Here is a 14,907-nt window from a genome sequence, read left to right on the forward strand (position 1 = left end):
CTGCCTCTCCTTGCTGGAGGTGCCGCATGCTGCTGATGCTGTCGCAATGGCTGCAGGGCCTGTCGCCCGAGTTCGGTTTCTTCCGGGTGTTTCAGTACCTCACCTTTCGCGCGGTGATGGCCGCCATGACGGCGCTGCTCATCGGCCTGGTGGCGGGCCCCAAGGTGATCCGTGTGCTCACCTCGCTCAAGATCGGCCAGCCCATCCGTGGCTACGCCATGCAGTCGCACCTGTCCAAAAGCGGCACGCCCACCATGGGGGGCGTGCTCATCCTGCTGTCGATCGCGATCTCCACCCTGTTGTGGTTCGACCTGTCCAACCGATTCGTGTGGATCGTGCTCATCGTCACGCTGGGTTTTGGCGCCATCGGCTGGGTGGATGACTGGCGCAAGGTGGTCAATAAAGACCCCGAAGGCATGCGTTCGCGCGAGAAGTATTTCTGGCAGTCGGTGATCGGCCTCATGGCCGCTCTGTACCTTGTGTTCAGCATTTCCGAAAGCTCCAACGCCAAGGTGTGGGAGCTGTTCGTGGGCTGGGTGCAGTCGGGTTTCTCGCTCGATCTGCCGCCCAAGGCCGGGCTGCAACTGCCTTTCTTCAAGGAAGTGAGCTACCCGCTCGGGGTGCTGGGTTTCGTGATCCTGACCTACCTCGTGATCGTGGGCTCCAGCAATGCGGTGAACCTGACCGACGGCCTCGACGGCCTGGCCATCATGCCGGTGGTGATGGTGGGTTCGGCCCTGGGCGTGTTCGCTTACGTCACGGGCAGCTCGGTGTACTCCAAGTACCTGTTTTTTCCGCACATCCCTGGCTCGGGCGAGTTGCTGATTTTTTGCGCCGCCATGGCGGGCGCGGGGCTGGCGTTTCTGTGGTTCAACGCCCACCCGGCCCAGGTCTTCATGGGTGACGTGGGCGCGTTGGCGCTGGGCGCAGCCCTGGGCACCATCGCCATCATCGTGCGCCAGGAGATCGTGCTGGCCATCATGGGCGGCATCTTCGTGGTCGAAGCCCTGTCGGTGATGCTGCAGGTGACCTGGTTCAAGTACACCAAGCGCCGCTACGGCGAAGGTCGGCGCCTGCTCAAGATGGCACCTCTGCACCACCATTTTGAAAAGAGCGGCTGGAAGGAGACGCAGGTGGTCGTGCGCTTCTGGATCATCACCATGCTGCTGTGCCTTGTTGGCCTGTCCACCCTGAAACTGCGATGAATCCGAACGATCCCTCCGTCCTCCCTGGCGCACCCGGTGCGCCCGACGCCGTGCCTGACGAGGCCAGCGCGGGTGTGGGCGTGCCCGAGGTGGCCGTGGATGCAGCGGGTGCCGCTGAGCAGCCATCCGAGTCCGCGCCGGTGGCTTCCCCCCCGCCTGCGGCCGCAGCTTCTGGCACAGCATGGAACCCCGAGGCCGTGCCCGCCGTCTCTGCCGCCAAGGCCGCTGCCGATTTTGTGGCGCAAATTTTTGCGGAGGTGTCGGCCCCCGAAACGGACGCGGAGCACAGTGCCGTGCAAGCGTCGGATACGGTCACTGACGATGAGCCTGCCGAACCCATCGGCAGCCCGCGCGAGGCCATGGCGCAACTGCTGCAGGGCCAGAACATCCTCATTCTGGGCCTGGGCGCATCGGGCCTGGCCATGGCGCGCTGGTGCGCACGCTGCGGGGCCGATGTCACCGTGGCCGACACGCGCACGGCACCGCCCCAACTGTCTGTGCTGCAGCAGGAGCTGCCCCAGGCCCGCTTCGTGGCGGGCGCCTTCGATGCCAGCCTGGTGGACGGGCAGAACCTGCACGCGGTGTACCGCTCGCCGGGGCTGAGTCCGCAGCAGGTTGCTCCTGTTTTGGACGCGGCTACCGCAAGCGGAATAAGCGCTGGGGGTGAATTAAGCTTGTATGCAGCGGCGCTGGCCGCGCTGCGCGCATCGCACGCCTATGCGCCTGCGGTGCTGGCCATCACGGGCACCAACGGCAAGACCACCGTGACCTCGCTCACCGGCCAGTTGGTCGAGCGCTCGGGCAAGCGGGTGGCCGTGGCGGGCAACATCGGCCCGACCCTGCTCGACACGCTGGCCGCGCACCTGGATGCCGACACCCTGCCCGATGTATGGGTGCTGGAGCTGTCGAGTTTTCAGCTCGACGGCGTGACCGGTTTCGAGCCCACCGCCGCCACGGTGCTCAACATCACGCAAGACCATCTGGACTGGCATGGCGACATCAACGCCTATGCCGCCGCCAAGGCCCGTATTTTTGGCCAGACGGGCCTGATGATCCTGAACCGCGAAGACGCGGCGGTGATGGCGATGCTGCCGCCGCCCGGCCGCCCGAAGGCGGCAGCGGCCCCCTCGGGGGGCAGCGCAGCACACGCAGTGGCAAGCGTGGGGGCTGCCCAGCCTGTGCCGCCGCCCGTCAAAGCCAAGCTGCAAAAGCCGCAGGTGCGCGCGCACCTCACCTTTGGCAGCGACATGCCCCGGCGCCCCGGTGACTTCGGTATCGAAGTCGTGAGCGGAATGCCCTGGCTGGTGCGCGCCATGGATGCCGACGAAACCCGCAAACGTGGCCGCAACGAGGTTGAGGAAGACCTGCACATTCAGCGGCTCATTCCGGCCGATGCGCTGCGCATCCGGGGGCGCCACAACGCATCCAACGCACTGGCCGCGCTGGCGCTGGCTGCCGCAGCGGGCTGCCCCTTGGCACCCATGTTGTACGGCCTGCGCGAATACCGGGGCGAGCCGCACCGTGTGGAGCCCGTGGCCATCATCAACGGCGTGGAGTATTTCGACGACAGCAAGGGCACCAACGTGGGTGCGACGGTGGCTGCCCTCACCGGACTGGGCGCTGAGCGCCGCCTGGTGGTCATTCTGGGTGGCGAGGGCAAGGGGCAGGACTTCGCTCCCCTGGCCGCACCGGTGGCGCGCCATGTCCGCGCGGCAGTGCTGATCGGCCGCGACGCGCCGTTGATTCGCGCCGCCCTGCAGGATGCTGGCGTGGCGCTGCTCGATGCGCCCACGCTGCCCGAGGCGGTGGCGCTGGCCACCGAGCGCGCGCATGCGGGCGATGCGGTGCTGATGTCCCCTGCCTGCGCCAGCTTCGACATGTTCAAGGACTACGAGCACCGTGCACAGGTGTTCCGTGACACCGTGCATGCGATGGCAGACGACGCGGGCCAACCAATGGGGGGCATGGCATGACGGCTCCCGCCAGCACCCTTTTGCAGCGCGTGACCGGCTGGTTCGGTGGCCTGCCCGGCAAGGCTGCCGACGTGCTGCCTGTGCGCGTGGGCGGCACCGAATACCGCCAGTCCTCCAGCACCCCCGCCAGCGTGCTGGGGTTCGACCAGGCGCTGCTGTGGGTGGTGGTGGCGTTGCTCGCCTGGGGGCTGGTGATGGTGTATTCGGCCTCCATCGCGATGCCGGACAACCCCCGTTTTTCCAACTACGCATCGACCCATTTCCTCACCCGCCACATGATGTATCTCGTGGTGGGCTTCGTGGCGGCACTGCTGGCCTTTCAGGTGCCCATGCTGCTCTGGGAGCGCGTGGCGCCCTGGTTGTTTGTGGTGGCGCTGCTGCTGTTGGTGGCGGTGCTGATTCCGGGCGTGGGCAAGGTGGTCAACGGTGCGCGCCGCTGGCTGTCGTTCGGGCCCATCGGGTTCCAACCGTCCGAGGTGGCGAAATTTGCCGTGCTCATCTACGCGGCTGACTACATGGTGCGCAAGATGGACGTCAAGGAGCGTTTCTTCCGCGCCGTGCTGCCCATGGGGGCGGCCGTGGCCATCGTGGGCGTGTTGCTGCTGGCTGAGCCGGACATGGGCGCCTTCATGGTGGTGGCCGTGATCGCCATGGGCATTTTGTTCCTGGGCGGGGTGAACGCCCGCATGTTCTTTCTGATCGCCGGGGTGCTGGTGGGCGCCTTTGCGCTGATGATTGCCAGCTCGCCTTGGCGCCGCGAGCGCGTGTTTGCCTATCTCGACCCGTTCAGCGAGCAGCACGCGCTGGGCAAGGGCTACCAGCTTTCGCACTCGCTGATCGCCATCGGGCGGGGCGAGATTTTTGGCGTGGGCCTGGGCGGCAGTGTGGAAAAACTGCACTGGCTGCCCGAGGCGCACACCGACTTCCTGCTGGCCGTGATCGGCGAAGAGTTCGGCCTCGTGGGCGTGCTCGCGCTCATCGTGCTGTTCTTCTGGATGATCCGCCGCATCATGCACATCGGTCGCCAGGCCATTGCGCTCGACCGCGTGTTCTCGGGCCTGGTGGCGCAGGGCGTGGCGATCTGGATTGGATTTCAGGCTTTCATCAACATGGGCGTGAACCTGGGTGCGCTGCCGACCAAGGGGCTCACGCTCCCGTTGATGAGTTTTGGCGGGTCGGCGATCCTGATGAATCTGGTGGCGTTGGCCGTGGTTCTGCGTGTTGATTACGAGAACAAACTCCTCATGAGAGGGGGGCGCGTATGACGCAGAAAACCGCATTGATCATGGCGGGTGGCACTGGCGGCCATATTTTCCCGGGCCTCGCCGTGGCGCAGGAGTTGCGCGCACGCGGCTGGCGCGTGCATTGGCTGGGCGCGCCGGGCAGCATGGAGTCGCGCATCGTGCCCACACACGGTTTTGCGCTGGAGCTGATCGATTTTTCGGGCGTGCGCGGCAAGGGCCTGCTCACGCTGGCCCTGCTGCCGCTGCGCCTGTTGCGTGCCTTCTGGCAAGCCTTGCAGGTGGTGCGGCGCGTCAAGCCCGACGTGGTGGTGGGCCTGGGCGGCTACATCACCTTTCCGGGCGGCATGATGGGCGTGCTGGCGGGCAAACCGCTGGTGCTGCACGAACAGAACTCGGTGGCTGGCATGGCCAACAAGGTGCTGGCGGGTGTGGCTGACCGGGTGTTCACGGCCTTCCCCAACGTGCTCAAAAAGGGCCAGTGGGTGGGCAACCCGCTGCGCACCGCGTTCACGCAACAGGCCGGGCCCGCCGAGCGGTTTGCCGGGCGCACCGGCCCGCTGAACCTGCTGGTGGTGGGTGGCAGCCTGGGTGCACGTGCGCTCAACGAGATCGTGCCGCAGGCCGTTGCGCTGATGCCCGCCGGGCAACGGCCCACCGTGGTCCACCAAAGCGGCGCAGCGCAGATCGACGCCTTGCGCGCCAACTACGCGGCCGCCGGGGTCGATGCCGAGCTCACCCCTTTCATCGACGACACCGCCAGCGCGTTCGCAGCGGCCGACATCATCGTCTGCCGCGCGGGCGCCAGCACCGTGACCGAAATCGCCGCTGTGGGGGCCGCGTCCATCTTTGTTCCTTTCCCGTCGGCGGTGGACGACCACCAGACCACCAACGCCCAGTTCCTGGTGGATGCCGGGGGCGGTTGGCTGGTGCAGCAACGCGACCTGACGCCCGAGGGGTTGTCACAAATGCTATTGAATATGGAGCGCTCCACGCTGGTGGATAAAGCGCTGAAGGCCAAAAACATGCAAAAAATCAACGCCACCCGCGAGGTGGTGACTGCCTGCGAGGAGTTGGCCCAGCCATGAAACACGCCATTCGCCACATCCATTTCGTCGGCCTGGGCGGCGCTGGCATGAGCGGCATCGCCGAGGTGCTGTTCAACCTGGGCTACCGCATCTCGGGCTCCGATCTGTCCGACAGCGTCACGCTGCGCCGCCTGCAGGGCCTGGGCATCCACACCTGTCTGGGCCATGCGGCAGCGCACATCGATGGCGCCGACGCCGTGGTCACCTCTACCGCCGTCACGGCCGACAACCCCGAGGTGCTGGCCGCCCGCGCCAAAAAAATCCCCGTGGTGCCGCGTGCGCTCATGCTGGCTGAGTTGATGCGCCTGAAGCAGGGCATTGCCATTGCGGGCACCCACGGCAAGACCACCACCACCAGCCTGGTGACCAGCGTGCTGGCCGAGGCCGGGCTGGACCCGACCTTCGTGATCGGCGGCAAGCTCAACAGCGCGGGCGCCAATGCCAAGCTGGGCAGTGGCGACTACATCGTGGTCGAAGCCGACGAGTCCGATGCCTCGTTTTTGAACCTGCTGCCCGTGATGGCCGTGGTGACCAACATCGACGCCGACCACATGGAGACCTACGGCCACGACTTCGGCCGGCTCAAGGGCGCGTTTGTCGATTTCCTGCACCGCATGCCGTTCTACGGCACGGCCGTTTTGTGCGTGGACAGCCCAGCCGTGCGCGACATCCTGCAGAGCGTGACCTGTCCCATCACCAGCTACGGTTTTTCGGAAGACGCCCAAGTGCGCGCCGTGAACGTGCGCCCCGATGCAGGGCAGATGCGCTTTACGGTGCAGCGGCGCAACGGCGTCACCCTGCCCGACTTGGACATCGTGCTCAACCTCGCGGGCGAACACAACGTGCTCAACGCACTGTCGGCGATTGCCGTGGCGGTGGAACTCAATATCCCTGACGAGGCCGTGCAGCGTGCGCTGGCGGGCTTCAAGGGCGTGGGCCGACGCTTCCAGCGCTATGGCGACCTGCCCGCCAAAGGTGGCGGTACGTTCACCGTCATCGACGACTACGGCCACCACCCCGTGGAGATGGCCGCCACGCTGGCGGCCGCGCGCGGCGCCTTTCCGGGCCGCCGCCTGGTGCTGGCCTTCCAGCCCCACCGCTACAGCCGCACGCGCGATTGTTTCGAGGATTTCGTCAAGGTCATCGGCAACGCCGACGCGGTGCTGCTGACCGAGGTGTACGCAGCAGGCGAGGCGCCCGTGGTTGCAGCCGACGGCCGCTCGCTGGCCCGCGCCTTGCGTGTGGCGGGCCGGGTGGAGCCTGTGTTCGTCGATGCCGTGGCTGATTTGCCGCAGGTCATTGCCGACAACGCGCGCAACGGCGACGTGGTGATGTGCATGGGCGCGGGCTCCATTGGCGCCGTGCCGGGCAAGGTGGTTGAAATGCTACAAAATAGTGAGCTTAAGGCGCTTGAAGGGAGCGCGCAATGACCATTTTTGATTCAAATATTGATGTGAAATCGCTGGGCAAGGTGGCCGTGCTCATGGGCGGCGCCTCGGCCGAGCGCGAGGTGTCGCTGATGTCTGGCAGCGGTGTGCTGCAGGCTCTGCGCGCGCGCGGCGTGGATGCACATGCATTCGACCCCGCCCAAAGCGACCTGAGTGATCTCAAGCGCGACGGCTACGCCCGCTGTTTTATCGCGCTGCATGGCCGCCATGGCGAAGACGGCACGGTGCAGGGCGCGCTGGAGTTGCTGGGCATCCCATACACCGGCCCCGGCGTGATGGCATCGAGCATCGCCATGGACAAGATCATGACCAAGCGCATCTGGCGCTTCGAAGGCCTGTCCACCCCCGACTGGCGCCTGGTCTCCAGCGCGCAGGAGACTGTGCAGGCCCTGGAGGCGCTGGGTGCGCCCATGATCGTGAAGCCATCGCGCGAGGGCTCCACCATCGGCCTCACCAAGGTCACCTCGGCCGCGCAGTGCGAGCAGGCCTATCTGCTGGCGTCGAAGTACGACCCTGAAGTGTTGTGCGAGCAGTTCATCGAGGGCGACGAGACCACCTGCCCGGTGCTGGGCGAAGGCGCGGGCGCCCATGCGCTGCCCGTGATTCGCATCGTGGCGCCCGAGGGCAACTACGACTACCAGAACAAATACTTCACCGACGTGACGCAGTACCACTGCCCCAGTGGCCTGCCCGAAGCCGAGGAGCGCGAGATTCAGCGCCTGGTGGTGCAGGCGTTCCGCGCGCTGGGCTGCCGGGGCTGGGGGCGTGCCGACATCATGATCCGCGCGAGCGACCGCCAGCCTTTCCTGCTGGAGATCAACACCTCGCCGGGCATGACGGGCCACTCGCTCGTACCCATGTCGGCGCGGGCCTCGGGCATTAGCTACGAAGACCTGTGTGTGGGCGTGCTGGGCACGGCCACGCTGGACACGCCGCCAGGCGCCACCCTAGGAGCCGCCAGCGCATGACCGCCTCCCTGCCAGCACCTCTGGACGTCAAGCTCATGAACCTGACCGCAACGGTCCTGTTCGTGGGCTTTGTCGCGTTCGTGCTGGCGGCGGGCGCGTGGTGGGTACTGCGCTATCCGGGGTTTGCCATTGCCCGCATCGTGGTGCAGGGCGAGTTGACCCACAACAACGCCGTGACCTTGCGGGCCAATGTGGCGCCCCACCTGGCGGGCAATTTTTTCTCGGTCGACCTGCGCGCCGCCCGCGAGGCTTTCGAGCAGGTGCCCTGGGTGCGCCGTGCGCAGGTGCAGCGGGTGTACCCCGGCAGCCTGCGTGTGGATCTGCAGGAGCACGACGCCGTGGCGTACTGGGGTGCTGAGTCTGGCTCGGCGCTGGTCAACAGCCAGGGCGAGGTGTTCGAGGCCAATGTGGACGATGTAGAGCAGGAAGGCCTGCCGCGCTTGCGTGGCCCAAAGGGCAGCTCGGCCGAGGTGCTGCAGATGTATGGCCTGCTGGCGCCCGTGTTCGAGCCGCTGGGGCTGGACGTGGCGGAGCTGGAGCTCTCCGGCCGTGGTGGCTGGCGCGCCACGCTCGACAGCGAGGCCGTGGTGGAGCTGGGCGGCGGAACGCCGGTGGAAGTGGTGCAGCGCACGCAGCGTTTTGTGCGCACGCTGACCCAGGTGGCAGGCCAGTACGGCCGCCGGGCGGATGCGCTGGAGTCGGCAGATTTGCGCCATGCCGGGGGCTATGCGCTGCGCCTGCGCGGCGTGACCACCACCGTGAACGCGGATGCGGCTGGCGGCGGCGCCAGCGGCGTGCGCAGGAGGTAATGGCATGGGCTGGCTGATGAAACTGCGGCGGATGGCGGAGCGGGGCGTGACTGAGCGGGCGGGGCGGGCCGAGGGGCCGCGGGCAAGAACAGAGAAGGGCAGAGACTGATATGGCAAGAGAATACAAAGACGTTGTCGTGGGGCTGGACATTGGCACCGCCAAGGTCATGGCCGTGGTGGCCGAGGTCCTGCCCAATGGCGAGCTCAAGCTCGCAGGCCTGGGCGTGGCCCCGAGCAATGGCCTCAAGCGCGGCGTGGTGGTCAACATCGACGCCACGGTGCAGAGCATTCAGCAGGCACTGAAAGAGGCCGAGCTGATGGCCGACTGCAAGATCCAGCGCGTGTACACCGGTATCACCGGCAGCCACATCCGGGGCCTCAATTCGAGCGGCATGGTGGCCGTGAAGGACAAGGAAGTCACCTCGGCTGACGTGGCGCGCGTGGTGGAGACCGCCAAGGCCATCAACATCAGCAGCGACCAGCGTCTGCTGCTGGTGGAGCCGCAGGAGTTCGTGATCGATGGGCAGGATGTGAAAGAGCCCATCGGCATGAGCGGCATCCGCCTGGAGGCCAAGATCCACATCGTGACCGGTGCGCAGAGCGCGGCCGAAAACATCATCAAGTGCGTGCGCCGCTGTGGCCTGGAGGTCGAGCAGCTCATGCTCAACCCGCTGGCCAGCAGCCAGGCCGTGCTGACCGATGACGAGCGCGAACTGGGCGTGGTGGTGGTGGACATCGGCGCGGGCACGACCGACGTGGCCATCTTCACCGGCGGCGCGATCCGCCACACGGCGGTGATCCCGATCGCGGGTGACCTCATCACCAGCGACATCGCCATGGCGCTGCGCACTCCGACGAAGGACGCCGAGGATATCAAGGTTGAGAGCGGCTACGCCAAGCAACTGCTGGCCGACCCCGAGGCGCAGGTGGAAGTGCCCGGCCTGGGCGACCGCAGCCCGCGCATGCTGAGCAAGCAGGCGCTGGCGGGTGTGATCGAGCCGCGTGTGGAGGAAATTTTCTCGCTCGTGCAGCAGGTGGTGCGCGAGTCGGGCTACGAAGAAGTGTTGTCCTCAGGGATCGTGCTCACGGGCGGCAGCTCGGTGATGCCCGGCATGATCGAACTGGGCGAAGACATCTTCTTGAAGCCCGTGCGGCGCGGCATTCCCAAATATTCCAGCGCCTTGGCCGACATGGTGGCCCAGCCCCGTGCTGCGACCGTGATGGGCCTTTTGGAAGAAGCGCGGCTGGCCAGGCTGCGCGGCTTCAAGGTGGCGCAAAAAAGTGGCTCCATGAAGACCGCGTTCGGGCGCTTCAAGGACTTCATTGTGGGGAATTTCTGACCATGAAATACCCACTGTGGTTAGCGCGAGGCAGCCCCCCAAAAACGTCGCGTGAGCGATGGCGATGTACAGGACCGCCAGGCACTCAAAGATCCAAGGACACTTTCACCATTTGGCAATTGCATACAGATTTAGAAACAGGAGCTCCAAGATGACCATCGAAATGATCGAAGCCGAAGAATTCAACCAGGGCACCCAGATCAAGGTGATCGGTGTGGGCGGTGGCGGCAGCAATGCCGTTGAGCACATGATTGCCCGCAGCGTGCAGGGCGTGGAGTTTGTGAGCGCCAACACCGACGCGCAGGCGCTGACGCGCAGTTCGGCTCATCGCGTCATCCAGCTGGGCGGCAGCGGCCTGGGCGCGGGCGGCAAGCCTGAAAAGGCCCGTGATGCGGCCGAAGCCGCCGTGGAAGATATCCGCGATGCCATTCAGGGCGCGCACATGCTGTTCATCACCGCCGGCATGGGCGGCGGCACGGGCACGGGGGCTGCGCCAGTGATCGCCCGCATTGCCAAGGAGATGGGCATCCTGACCGTGGGCGTGGTCACCAAGCCTTTCGACTGGGAAGGTGGCCGCCGCATGAAGAACGCCGATGATGGCCTGACCGAGCTCGAAGCCAACGTGGACTCGCTGATCGTTGTGCTCAACGAGAAGCTGCTCGACGTGCTGGGCGACGACATCACCCAGGATGAAGCGTTTGCGCATGCCAACGACGTGCTCAAGAACGCCGTGGGCGGCATTGCCGAAATCATCAACGAGTACGGCCAGGTGAACGTGGACTTCGAAGACGTGCGCACCGTGATGGGCGAGCCCGGCAAGGCCATGATGGGCACGGCCACCGCCAGCGGCCCGGACCGCGCACGCATCGCCGCCGAGCAGGCCATCGCCTGCCCGCTGCTCGAAGGCATCGACCTGTCGGGCGCCAAGGGCGTGCTGGTGCTGGTCACGGCGAGCAAGGGCAGCCTCAAGCTGTCCGAGTCGCGCCAGGCCATGAACACCATCAATGCCTACGCCTCGACAGACGCGCACGTCATCTTCGGCGCTGCCTATGACGAAACCCTGGGCGATGAGATCCGCGTGACCGTGGTGGCCACGGGCCTGTCGCGCGCCAATGCGCGCCGCCAGCCTATCTCTGTGGTGCAGGGTGGCCTGCGCACGGGCACGGACAACATGGCCTACCAGATGCCAGTGACCGGCGTCGGCGCCATGGGTGCGGCAGCGGGCGGCGTGCAGGGCGGCCATGCAGGCAGCGCGCAGGCCGACTACGGCAGCATGTCGGTGCCTAGCGTCTGGCGCACCAACCGAACCCAGGCCGCAGCCCGCGTGGATGCGCTGTCGTCGGGCGGCATGGACGACCTGGAGATCCCGGCCTTCCTGCGCAAGCAAGCTGACTGAGCGGACCGGTACTCACAAAAAAGCCCTGCCAGCGAATGCTGGCAGGGCTTTTTTACTTGGTAGAGGCGCGCCGACTTTACCCGTCAACGCATTACCTCTCACCGCCTCAGAAGGACTCCCAATCGTCGTTGTTGTCGGCCGCAGGCTTGGGGCTGGCCTTAGAGGGCAGCGCTGCGGCGGGGCGGGGGGCTGGTGCGGCCTTGGCCAGGGCAGGGCGTGGCGCTGCAGCACGCGCTGGTGCCGCTGGCGCAGGGCGGGGGGGCGCAGCCAGGGGGCGGTTAGCGGGCGCGGGCACCGAGGTGTTGCCGTTCACGCGGAACAGGGCCACTACCTCGGTGAGCTTCATGGCCTGCTCACGCAGGCTGTCGGCTGCGGCGGTGGACTCCTCCACCAGCGCCGAGTTCTGCTGGGTCATCTGGTCGAGCTGGTTCATGGCTGTGTTGACCTGCGCAATGCCCTGGCTTTGCTCGGAAGTGGCCGCGCGAATTTCGCCAATGATGTCGGTCACGCGCTGAACGCTGGCCACGATCTCGGTCATGGTGGCGCCTGCATTGCCCACGAGCTGGGTGCCGGACTCGACCTTCTCCACGGACGCGCCGATCAGCGTCTTGATCTCCTTGGCGGCTTCTGCGCTGCGTTGGGCCAGGTTGCGCACTTCGCCCGCCACCACGGCAAAGCCCCGGCCTTGCTCGCCCGCGCGGGCGGCCTCTACGGCGGCATTGAGCGCGAGGATGTTGGTCTGGAAGGCAATGCCGTCGATCACGCCAATGATGTCGCTGATCTTTTTGCTGCTGGCGTTGATCTCCTGCATGGTGGAGACCACCTGCGACACCACCTCGCCGCCGCGTGCCGCCACTTTGGCGGCCGAAGTCGCCATCTGGTTCGCGGTCTGGGCCGAGTCCGAGGTCTGCTTGACGGTGCTGGTCAGCTCTTCCATGCTGCTGGCCGTGGTCTGCAGATTGCTGGCCGTGTCTTCGGTGCGGTGCGCCAGGTCGTTGTTGCCCTGGGCGATTTCGCTCGAAGCGGTGGCAATGCTGTCGGTGGCCGAGCGCACCTCGGTGACCAGCTTGCGCAGCGAGGTGACCATGTGGGCCAGCCCGTCGAGCATGGAGCCGGGGTGGGCGGTGGGAATCTGGGCGTCGAGGTTGCCCTCGGCGACCTCCTGCATGATGGCGATGGCGTCGGCGGGCTCACCACCGATTTGGCGCAATACAGATCGCGACACGACCCAGCCGATGGCACCCACGACCAGAAACACGATCAGCACCACTGCCAGGCTGGACCAGAGCGCCTTGCGCAGCAGGGCGTCCACGTCGTCGGTGTACAGGCCGGAGCCGACCATCCAGTTCCAGCCATCCACCCTCACGATGTACTGCAGCTTAGGCACGGTTTCCTGCTGGCCGGGGCGCGCGAACATGGTGGATACAAACGCCTTGCCATCCTTGCTGGCGCGCAGGCCGTTCACCAGCAGACCGATGATGTCCACCCCTGAACCGTCCTTGACCTTGCCCAGCATGTCCTGATCAGCCCACTCGGGCTTGAAGGGGTGCATGACACCCACGCCTTCGGTGGTCCAGATGTAAAAGTATTCGGTCTTGCCTTCGGCGCCGCCATAACGGGCGATGCGCAAGGCCTCCTTGGCGGCCTTCTGGGCTTCTTCTACCGGCATGGCGCCACTGGCGGCCTTGGCCTGGTAGGCGGCCACGATGCTGTGGGCAGACTGGACGGCCGTGGTCAGCATGTCCTTGCGCGACTCGATGATGAGCCGTCGTTCTTGCAGCAGGGACATGATGGCCATGATCAGCAGCGCAGCCAGTGCGGTGCCGATCATGAGCATGATTTTCATTTTGAAGCTGAGCTTGCTCATGGTGTGCGTTCTCCAGTGGGGCGGCGTCTATATCTGTATCGCTGAAAGTCTATCTACATCTGCCTTGCGGCGTGCCGGGGTGCTGTCATACCCGAGACGGAGCAAGCCGATGCTGCCCCGGTAGTTCTAGCCGTTGGAGAATTGTGCGTAGAGGCTGGCCCGAGGGCAGTAGGTAAAAACACGGCGGTAGCACTACGTATGGACTGCCGCAGGCGGCACGGCAAGACCTGCATGTGTGCGGGGCGGGACATCAGAAACTAAAATACAGAGATGCTCCAGCAACGCACCCTCAAGACACTGACCCGCGCCGTAGGCGTCGGACTGCACAGCGGCCAGCGGGTCGAGCTGACCTTGCGGCCTGCACAACCGGACACTGGTATCGTGTTTCGGCGGGTGGACCTGCCCCAGCCCGTGGATATTCCGATCCGGGCCGAGGCCGTCACCGACACGCGGCTCGCCTCCACCATCGCGGTGGGCAATGCCAAGGTGCACACGGTGGAGCACCTGATGTCGGCCTGCGCGGGCCTGGGGCTCGACAATCTCTATGTGGACATCACCGCCGAAGAAGTGCCCATCCTCGACGGGTCTTCGGCCTCTTTCGTGTTTTTGCTGCAAAGCGCCGGGGTGGAACTGCAGAACGCCCCCAAGCGCTTCATCCGTGTCACCCGGCCCGTGGAGGTGCGCGAGGGCGAGGGCGCCAACGCCAAGTGGGCGCGCCTCACGCCCTACCACGGTTACAAGCTCAGCTTTGAAATCGACTTTGACCACCCGGCCGTGGATTCCACCGGCCAGCGTGTGGAGTTCGACCTGGGGCAAGGCAACTACAGCCGCGACATCGCCCGCGCCCGCACCTTTGGCTTCACGCGCGATGTAGAAATGATGCGCTCCAACGGCCTGGCGCTGGGCGGCGGGCTGGACAACGCCATCGTCATGGACGACTACAAGGTGCTCAACAGCGATGGGCTGCGCTACGACGACGAGTTCGTGAAGCACAAGATCCTCGACGCCATGGGCGACCTGTACCTGATCGGCAAGCCCCTGCTCGCGGCCTACAGCGCGTTCCGCTCGGGCCACGCCATGAACAACCTGCTGCTGCGCGAGCTGCTGGCCCAGCGCGATGCCTGGGAGGTGGTTACCTTCGAGGACGAACGCCAAGCCCCTACGGGTTTTGCGCAGCCCGCTCGCGCCTGGTAACGCGGGCCCACCACCACCATGCTGATCTTTCGCTGGCTGGCCATGCTGCTGCTTCTGGCTGCGGCTGTGTCGTTTGCGTTTTATGCGGGCACGGGGGAGGCGCGCTACAAGCGCCTGGGGCTGGTCATCCTCAAATGGACGGTGATCGCTGCCGTCTTCTTTTTCGCAGTGATCTTCATCGGGCGCCTGGCCTGAGTGCACGAATCTCCCGCTGGCCTATACTCGCGCCTGCTCCGGGGTGTGCTGATGCGCTGAGATGCGAGAGGCCTGAAGAAATTCAGGCGAACTTGCGAACCCGACGAACTTGATCCGGTTCATACCGGCGGAAGAAGAGCCGACCTCCTTGTCCCCGTGCCCGCAGTCCCTGTGGGCACGCCA

At 65.8% G+C, this 14,907-nt stretch carries 12 protein-coding genes and 1 riboswitch; of the genes, 11 read left to right on the forward strand and 1 reads right to left on the reverse strand.

The features are described from left to right. The first annotated feature begins 26 nt into the window (after nucleotides 1-26). The 9 genes from mraY (at nucleotide 27) to ftsZ (ending at nucleotide 11,468) form a co-directional block, all read left to right on the forward strand. Nucleotides 27-1,205, forward strand: coding sequence for a phospho-N-acetylmuramoyl-pentapeptide-transferase (mraY, locus tag Q0105_RS19955; protein WP_298214356.1), 1,179 nt, complete (start codon nucleotides 27-29; stop codon nucleotides 1,203-1,205). After that, on the forward strand, nucleotides 1,202-3,178 hold the full coding sequence (gene murD, locus Q0105_RS19960; RefSeq protein WP_298214358.1) for a UDP-N-acetylmuramoyl-L-alanine--D-glutamate ligase: 1,977 nt from the start codon (nucleotides 1,202-1,204) through the stop codon (nucleotides 3,176-3,178). Before mraY ends, murD begins: the two co-directional genes overlap by 4 nt. Continuing rightward, nucleotides 3,175-4,443, forward strand: coding sequence for a putative lipid II flippase FtsW (gene ftsW / locus Q0105_RS19965; RefSeq protein WP_298214359.1), 1,269 nt, complete (start codon nucleotides 3,175-3,177; stop codon nucleotides 4,441-4,443). The genes murD and ftsW overlap by 4 nt, the downstream gene beginning before the upstream one ends. Further along, the gene (gene murG, locus Q0105_RS19970) at nucleotides 4,440-5,507 is read left to right on the forward strand and encodes an undecaprenyldiphospho-muramoylpentapeptide beta-N-acetylglucosaminyltransferase (RefSeq protein WP_298214361.1); all 1,068 of its coding nucleotides are present in this window, start codon (nucleotides 4,440-4,442) and stop codon (nucleotides 5,505-5,507) included. Before ftsW ends, murG begins: the two co-directional genes overlap by 4 nt. After that, nucleotides 5,504-6,937 (forward strand): UDP-N-acetylmuramate--L-alanine ligase, encoded by a 1,434-nt coding sequence (murC, locus tag Q0105_RS19975; protein WP_298214363.1) that lies wholly within the window; start codon nucleotides 5,504-5,506, stop codon nucleotides 6,935-6,937. The genes murG and murC overlap by 4 nt, the downstream gene beginning before the upstream one ends. Then, nucleotides 6,934-7,923, forward strand: coding sequence for a D-alanine--D-alanine ligase (locus Q0105_RS19980; RefSeq protein WP_298214365.1), 990 nt, complete (start codon nucleotides 6,934-6,936; stop codon nucleotides 7,921-7,923). The genes murC and Q0105_RS19980 overlap by 4 nt, the downstream gene beginning before the upstream one ends. Then, nucleotides 7,920-8,732 carry a cell division protein FtsQ/DivIB gene (locus tag Q0105_RS19985; RefSeq protein ID WP_298214367.1) on the forward strand — a complete coding sequence of 271 codons (813 nt, stop codon included), beginning with the start codon at nucleotides 7,920-7,922 and terminating at the stop codon, nucleotides 8,730-8,732. The genes Q0105_RS19980 and Q0105_RS19985 overlap by 4 nt, the downstream gene beginning before the upstream one ends. A 110-nt stretch (nucleotides 8,733-8,842) precedes the next feature. After that, entirely contained in the window at nucleotides 8,843-10,072 is a 1,230-nt protein-coding gene (gene ftsA, locus Q0105_RS19990; protein ID WP_015012559.1) for a cell division protein FtsA, read from the forward strand. Between the two features lie 151 nt (nucleotides 10,073-10,223). Then, nucleotides 10,224-11,468 (forward strand): cell division protein FtsZ, encoded by a 1,245-nt coding sequence (gene ftsZ, locus Q0105_RS19995; protein WP_298214369.1) that lies wholly within the window; start codon nucleotides 10,224-10,226, stop codon nucleotides 11,466-11,468. 106 nt (nucleotides 11,469-11,574) lie between these two features. Here ftsZ and Q0105_RS20000 read toward each other — a convergent pair whose 3' ends face one another. Then, the gene (locus Q0105_RS20000) at nucleotides 11,575-13,335 is read right to left on the reverse strand and encodes a methyl-accepting chemotaxis protein (protein WP_298214371.1); all 1,761 of its coding nucleotides are present in this window, start codon (nucleotides 13,333-13,335) and stop codon (nucleotides 11,575-11,577) included. Nucleotides 13,336-13,605: 270 nt separating this feature from the next. Here Q0105_RS20000 and lpxC point away from each other — a divergent pair, with 270 nt between their 5' ends. Further along, complete coding sequence (gene lpxC / locus Q0105_RS20005; protein WP_298214373.1) at nucleotides 13,606-14,529, forward strand: UDP-3-O-acyl-N-acetylglucosamine deacetylase; 924 nt, start codon at nucleotides 13,606-13,608, stop codon at nucleotides 14,527-14,529. Between the two features lie 18 nt (nucleotides 14,530-14,547). Further along, nucleotides 14,548-14,724 carry a hypothetical protein gene (locus tag Q0105_RS20010; RefSeq protein WP_298214375.1) on the forward strand — a complete coding sequence of 59 codons (177 nt, stop codon included), beginning with the start codon at nucleotides 14,548-14,550 and terminating at the stop codon, nucleotides 14,722-14,724. A gap of 29 nt (nucleotides 14,725-14,753) precedes the next feature. Beyond that, nucleotides 14,754-14,877: riboswitch (TPP riboswitch) on the forward strand. Nucleotides 14,878-14,907 lie beyond the last annotated feature (30 nt).

It is taken from the genome of Acidovorax sp. (genome assembly GCF_027492855.1).
In the GTDB taxonomy this organism is placed as follows: Bacteria; Pseudomonadota; Gammaproteobacteria; order Burkholderiales; family Burkholderiaceae_C; genus Acidovorax.

Excerpts from the sequence above, each read along its gene's own strand:
- ftsW (WP_298214359.1), top strand. The coding sequence starts at position 3,175 with ATGACGGCTCCCGCCAGCACCCTTTTGCAGCGCGTGACCGGCTGGTTC.
- ftsA (WP_015012559.1), top strand. The coding sequence starts at position 8,843 with ATGGCAAGAGAATACAAAGACGTTGTCGTGGGGCTGGACATTGGCACC.
- Q0105_RS19985 (WP_298214367.1), top strand. The coding sequence starts at position 7,920 with ATGACCGCCTCCCTGCCAGCACCTCTGGACGTCAAGCTCATGAACCTG.
- mraY (WP_298214356.1), top strand. The coding sequence starts at position 27 with ATGCTGCTGATGCTGTCGCAATGGCTGCAGGGCCTGTCGCCCGAGTTC.
- murG (WP_298214361.1), top strand. The coding sequence starts at position 4,440 with ATGACGCAGAAAACCGCATTGATCATGGCGGGTGGCACTGGCGGCCAT.
- Q0105_RS19980 (WP_298214365.1), top strand. The coding sequence starts at position 6,934 with ATGACCATTTTTGATTCAAATATTGATGTGAAATCGCTGGGCAAGGTG.
- murC (WP_298214363.1), top strand. The coding sequence starts at position 5,504 with ATGAAACACGCCATTCGCCACATCCATTTCGTCGGCCTGGGCGGCGCT.
- Q0105_RS20000 (WP_298214371.1), bottom strand. The coding sequence starts at position 13,335 with ATGAGCAAGCTCAGCTTCAAAATGAAAATCATGCTCATGATCGGCACC.
- Q0105_RS20010 (WP_298214375.1), top strand. The coding sequence starts at position 14,548 with ATGCTGATCTTTCGCTGGCTGGCCATGCTGCTGCTTCTGGCTGCGGCT.
- murD (WP_298214358.1), top strand. The coding sequence starts at position 1,202 with ATGAATCCGAACGATCCCTCCGTCCTCCCTGGCGCACCCGGTGCGCCC.
- ftsZ (WP_298214369.1), top strand. The coding sequence starts at position 10,224 with ATGACCATCGAAATGATCGAAGCCGAAGAATTCAACCAGGGCACCCAG.
- lpxC (WP_298214373.1), top strand. The coding sequence starts at position 13,606 with ATGCTCCAGCAACGCACCCTCAAGACACTGACCCGCGCCGTAGGCGTC.